We start from the raw sequence: 4,681 nt of genomic DNA, 5'->3' as shown, positions 1-4,681 counted from the left end.
GATGTCGGCCGGGGCGGGCAGACCCGCGCAGGTGATCAGCATCTTCAACCACGAGGGCGTGCGCATGCACACGCACGTCGTCGGCGACGATCCCGACGTGGACGAGGTCGATCCGGCCTGACGTCGAGAAGACTCCCTCTCAGCGGCACGGTCACGTCGAGATCTGATCATGAGATCGAGATCCCGTCAGGGCGACGACGTCGCGCGCGCGATGTGCACGGCGAGGTAGGACACCTCCTCGTTGGAGATCTCGATGCCATGCTCGACGCGCACGAAGGCACGCACGCGCTCGGCGGTGGCGATCGCACGCGGGTGGCTCTGGGTGAGATTTCGGTAGAGGAAGTCCTCGCCATCGCTGGGCAGGCTGGAGCCGGCGAACAGCCGCTCCGCGAAGAACTGCAGATGAGTGAGGAACCTGCGGACGTGCAGCTCTTCGCCGGCGAGCGCGATCCCGCTGCTGTTCGACACGATCGTCGTCACCGCCGACACGAGCTCGGCCACCTGGAGCGCGTTGCCCCGCGTGCGCCCGATCGCCGCGTTCGCGAGGTGAAAGGCGATGTTGGCGGCCTCCTCCTCTCGCAGGCCCGGCACGAGCCGCTCCCGCATGCGGTGAACGGCGCGCAGTCCGATCCCGTACTCGACGGGATAGACCGTCTTGAGCTCCCAGGCGAGCCGGTTGACGACGTGCATGCCGCGACGGTGACGCTCGACCACGAAGTGCAGATGATCCGTCAGTGCGAGGTAGACGTGCGGGTCGAGATCGAGTCCGGCCGCCGCAGCCTCCGCCACGATGGTGCGGCTCAGCTCGACGAACTCACCGGGAATGGAGGCGAGCAACTCGACGAAGTTCCGCTGGTCGATGTCGTCGAGCGCGACGAAGACACGGTCGGTGCTGCCCTCGCGCACGAGGTCGCCGCGGTTGGCGCCGAATCCGATGCCCTTGCCGAGGAGGACGCGCTCCATGCCGCGCTCGTCCTCGACGAGCACGACGCTCGAGTTGAGCACCTTCTTGATGATCTGCATGCCGGTCTCTACTGAATCGCTGTAACCCCACCACGAGTGACGTCATTCCAGCTCTGTTCCGTTGGAGCCGATGACTCTCTGATACCACCAGAACGAGTCCTTGCGGCGGCGCTCACCGGTCCCGTTGCCGAGATCGTCCAGATCGACATGGATGAACCCGTATCGCTTGGAGATCTGCGAGGTCGAGGCGCTGATCAGATCGATGGGCGCCCAACTCGTGTAGCCCATCAGGTCCACGCCCTCGTCGACCGCACGGATCATCTCCACGAAGTGCTTCCGGAAGTAGTCGATGCGGTAGTCGTCGTGGATCCGGCCGTCCGCCGTGACCTCATCGCGCATCCCGAGCCCGTTCTCGACGATGAACAGCGGTTTGCCGTATCGGTCGTAGAGGTCGATGAGCGAGATGCGCAGGCCGACGGGATCGATCTGCCACCCCCACTCCGAGGACTCCAGGAAGGGGTTCTTCACGCCGAGCACGGTGTTCCCGGGCGTGCGCTCGGCGTCCGGTCGCACGGACTCCGTCATCGTCATGTAGTACGAGAAGGCGATGAAGTCGACCGTGTTCTCGCGCAGCACCTCGGCGTCGCCCGGTTCGAACGGGATGGCGACGCCGCGCGCTTCGAGCGCCCTCAGCGCAAGCCTCGGGTAGACCCCGGTGGCCTGCACGTCGGTGCAGAGATACAGCATCCGCTCCTTGGCCTGTGTCGCCGCGACGTCGTCGGGATGACACGTGTTCGGGTACGTCTTGAGCATCGTGAGCATGCAGCCGAGCTGGGCGTCCGGCCACAGCTCGTGCAGCAGACGCGTGACCCGCGCCGACGCCACGAACTGGTGGTGCAGCGCCGTGTAGCACGCCTGCTCGAGGCTGCCCTCGACCGTCTCGGGGATGATGCCGCCCGAGGTGAACGGATGCCGCGTGATGCTGTCGATCTCGTTGAACGAGAGCCACAGCTTCACGAGGTGCCCGAACCGCTCGAAGCACGTCCGGGCATATCGCTCGAAGAGCTCGATGGTGCCGCGGTCGAGCCAGCAGTTGTTCTCGAGCGCGAGCGCGAGCGGCTGATCGTAGTGGGAGAGGGTCACGAGCGGCTCGATGCCGAGCCGCCGCATCTCGCCGAACAGGCCGAGATAGAACGCGATGCCCTCCTCGTTGGGCTCGAGCTCCTGACCGGTCGGATACAGGCGGGTCCACGAGATCGAGACCCTCAGCACGCGGAAGCCCATCTCGGCGAACAGCGCGAGATCCTCCTCGTAGCGGTGGTAGAAGTCGATCCCGCGCCGCTTCGGGTGGTACGTGACGTCGTCGGTGGCCATCGCCTCCGCGATCGAGTCGACGGTGACCACGTGGTGGATCGCGTACTCTTTGGGGTCGGCGTGCGGCTTGTAGGTCTGCACGTCGGTCACCGCGGGACCACGGCCCCCCTCGCGCCAGGCGCCCTCGACCTGGTTGGCGGCCAGAGCGCCGCCCCAGAGGAATCCGTCAGGCAGTGGCATCCGTCGCCTCCTTGATCGTGACGGCGAGGAGCGGAGCCCCCGCCTCGACCGGTCCCGCGGCGACGAGCGCCTCCACGGACGCTCCTTCGTTGAGCACGACGACCGGTGTGGTCGCATCGACGCCCGCCGCGTCGAGCGCTTCCAGATCGACCTCGAGGATGAGCTGCCCCGCATGCACGTGGTCTCCCTGCGCCACGTGCGCGACGAAGGGCCGCCCCTCCAGCTTGACGGTGTCCATGCCCACGTGCACGAGCATCTCCGTCCCGTCGTCGCCGGCGATGCCGACGGCGTGCTTCGACGGGAGGAGGCTGCTCACGACGCCCGCGATCGGCGCGCGCACCGCGCTCCCGGTGGGCCGGATGGCGACGCCCGGGCCGAGGATCCCGGCGGAGAAGACCTTGTCGTCCACCTGGTCGAGCGGGATCACCTCGCCGTCCAGCGGTGCGAACGCCTGGACGGGCTCCCCGGCGGTCAGCACGGGCTTCGCCAGCTCATCGGCGCCGGCCTCCTTGTCGAGCACCCGCAGAGTGCCGGAGTCGGAGTCGCGCCAAGTGATGAGCGACACCGTGAAGGCGACGGCGAACGCGATGACGAAGCCGATGAGGGCGTTGATGAAGTTCCACGGGTTGCCCGGATCGATGAACATCGAGATGCTGGCCGCGCCGGGGCTCACGACCACGAACGCCGAGACCACGGTGAGGCCGAGGTACGCACCGCCGGTGACAGCGCCGGAGATCACGGCGATGATCGCGCGGCGGTTCTGCAGCGTCACACCGTAGAGCGCGGGCTCGGTGATCCCGAAGAACGCGGAGACGCCCGCCGAGATCGCGGTGCCCCGCAGCGTCTTGTTCCTCGTGCGGATCGCGACCGCCAGGCTCGACCCGGACTCGGCCAGGTTGTGGGCCAACGAGGCGACGAGGTAGAACGACTCCTTGCCCTGCTCCGCGACCGTCGCGATGGTCGGCGGGAGGAAGGTCTTGTGCATGCCGACCGAGATGATGAAGGGCAGGATGCCGGCCATGATCGCGACGGCGACCCATCCCAGCGTGCCGTACAACCACAGCATCCCGCTCGTGAGCATGCTTCCGAACCAGAACCCCAGCGGCCCGAGCAGGAAGATCATGATCGGCGAGACGATGAGGAAACACATGAACGGCACGAAGAACGTGCGGATCGGACCCGGGGTCCACCTCGTGACGAACCGTTCGACCACCGACAGCAGCAGCACGGTGAGGATCGACGGGAAGACCTGCGCGTTGTAGGCGACAGTCGGGATCGGGAGGCCGAAGAGCGATGCCCCTCCCTCTGCTGTGATGAGGCCCGTGAAGGCGGGGAAGACGAGGAGCGAGACGATCCCGAGCGCGAGCGGGATGTTGACGCCCAGCTTCTTCGCCGTGGTGAACCCCACGAGGATCGGCAGGAAGTAGAACACCGCGTCGGCGAAGGCCGAGAGGACGAGGTAGTTCTGCGAGGTGTTGTCCATCCAGCCGATCGCGGCGAGCAGCACCAGGAGGGACTTGAAGATGCCCGCGCCCGCGATCGCGGGGATGATCGGGACGAACACGCTCACCACGAAGTCCATGACGGTGGATCCTGCGCGGCGCCATGTCAGCGGCTGCCGGGGAGCATCGCCCCCCGCCGAAGGACCGCGCAGCTTCTCGATCTCGCGGTAGAAGTCGGCGACCTTCGTCCCGACGACGATCTGGGTCTGCGGTCCGCGGACGACGCCGATGACGCCGGGCACGGCCATCAGCGCGTGCTCGTCGACCTTCGCGTCCTCGCGCACCGTGAAGCGCAGGCGCGTCGAGCAGTGCTGCAGCGCGGTGACGTTCGCGGAGCCGCCGATGTGTTCCAGGATGCCTGCGGCGCTCTCACTCGTCGTGGTCATGATCTCTCCTCCGAATCCGGACACACCGCGTCGAGCGTCGTCGCCGCACGCGTTCCCGGGCACAAAAAAAGGACCCGGGGTAGCGTTGGGCGCCACCGCGGATCCTGCCTGCATGACCAGTCACATGTCCGCTGACGATTGTCGCAGCGGCCGGCGATCCGCGCAAGCGGGGATCGCGTCGGCGAGCTCGCGGCCGATCGCGTCGCATGCGCGCAGCACGCGCGTCGCATGCGGAACACGAGCGGAGTACCGGGCGGCTTCCCCGAGCCGTCCGAG

Annotated in this window: 3 protein-coding genes; all 3 read right to left on the bottom strand. The window is 67.2% G+C overall.

The features are described from left to right. Positions 1-186: 186 nt before the first annotated feature. From WML84_RS13010 to WML84_RS13000, 3 genes are read right to left on the bottom strand one after another with little or no spacing between them, the layout of a single operon-like run. Positions 187-1,023 carry a PRD domain-containing protein gene (locus WML84_RS13010; protein ID WP_347346567.1) on the bottom strand — a complete coding sequence of 279 codons (837 nt, stop codon included), beginning with the start codon at positions 1,021-1,023 and terminating at the stop codon, positions 187-189. Between the two features lie 42 nt (positions 1,024-1,065). Next, the gene (locus WML84_RS13005; protein WP_347346566.1) at positions 1,066-2,517 is read right to left on the bottom strand and encodes a family 1 glycosylhydrolase; all 1,452 of its coding nucleotides are present in this window, start codon (positions 2,515-2,517) and stop codon (positions 1,066-1,068) included. Continuing rightward, positions 2,504-4,405 carry a beta-glucoside-specific PTS transporter subunit IIABC gene (locus WML84_RS13000; protein ID WP_347346565.1) on the bottom strand — a complete coding sequence of 634 codons (1,902 nt, stop codon included), beginning with the start codon at positions 4,403-4,405 and terminating at the stop codon, positions 2,504-2,506. Before WML84_RS13000 ends, WML84_RS13005 begins: the two co-directional genes overlap by 14 nt. Positions 4,406-4,681 lie beyond the last annotated feature (276 nt).

It is taken from the genome of Microbacterium sp. (genome assembly GCF_039812165.1).
Classification (GTDB): Bacteria; Actinomycetota; Actinomycetes; order Actinomycetales; family Microbacteriaceae; genus Microbacterium.
Note: the sequence above shows the minus strand (reverse complement) of the source record. Positions and strands in the feature narration are given on the sequence as shown.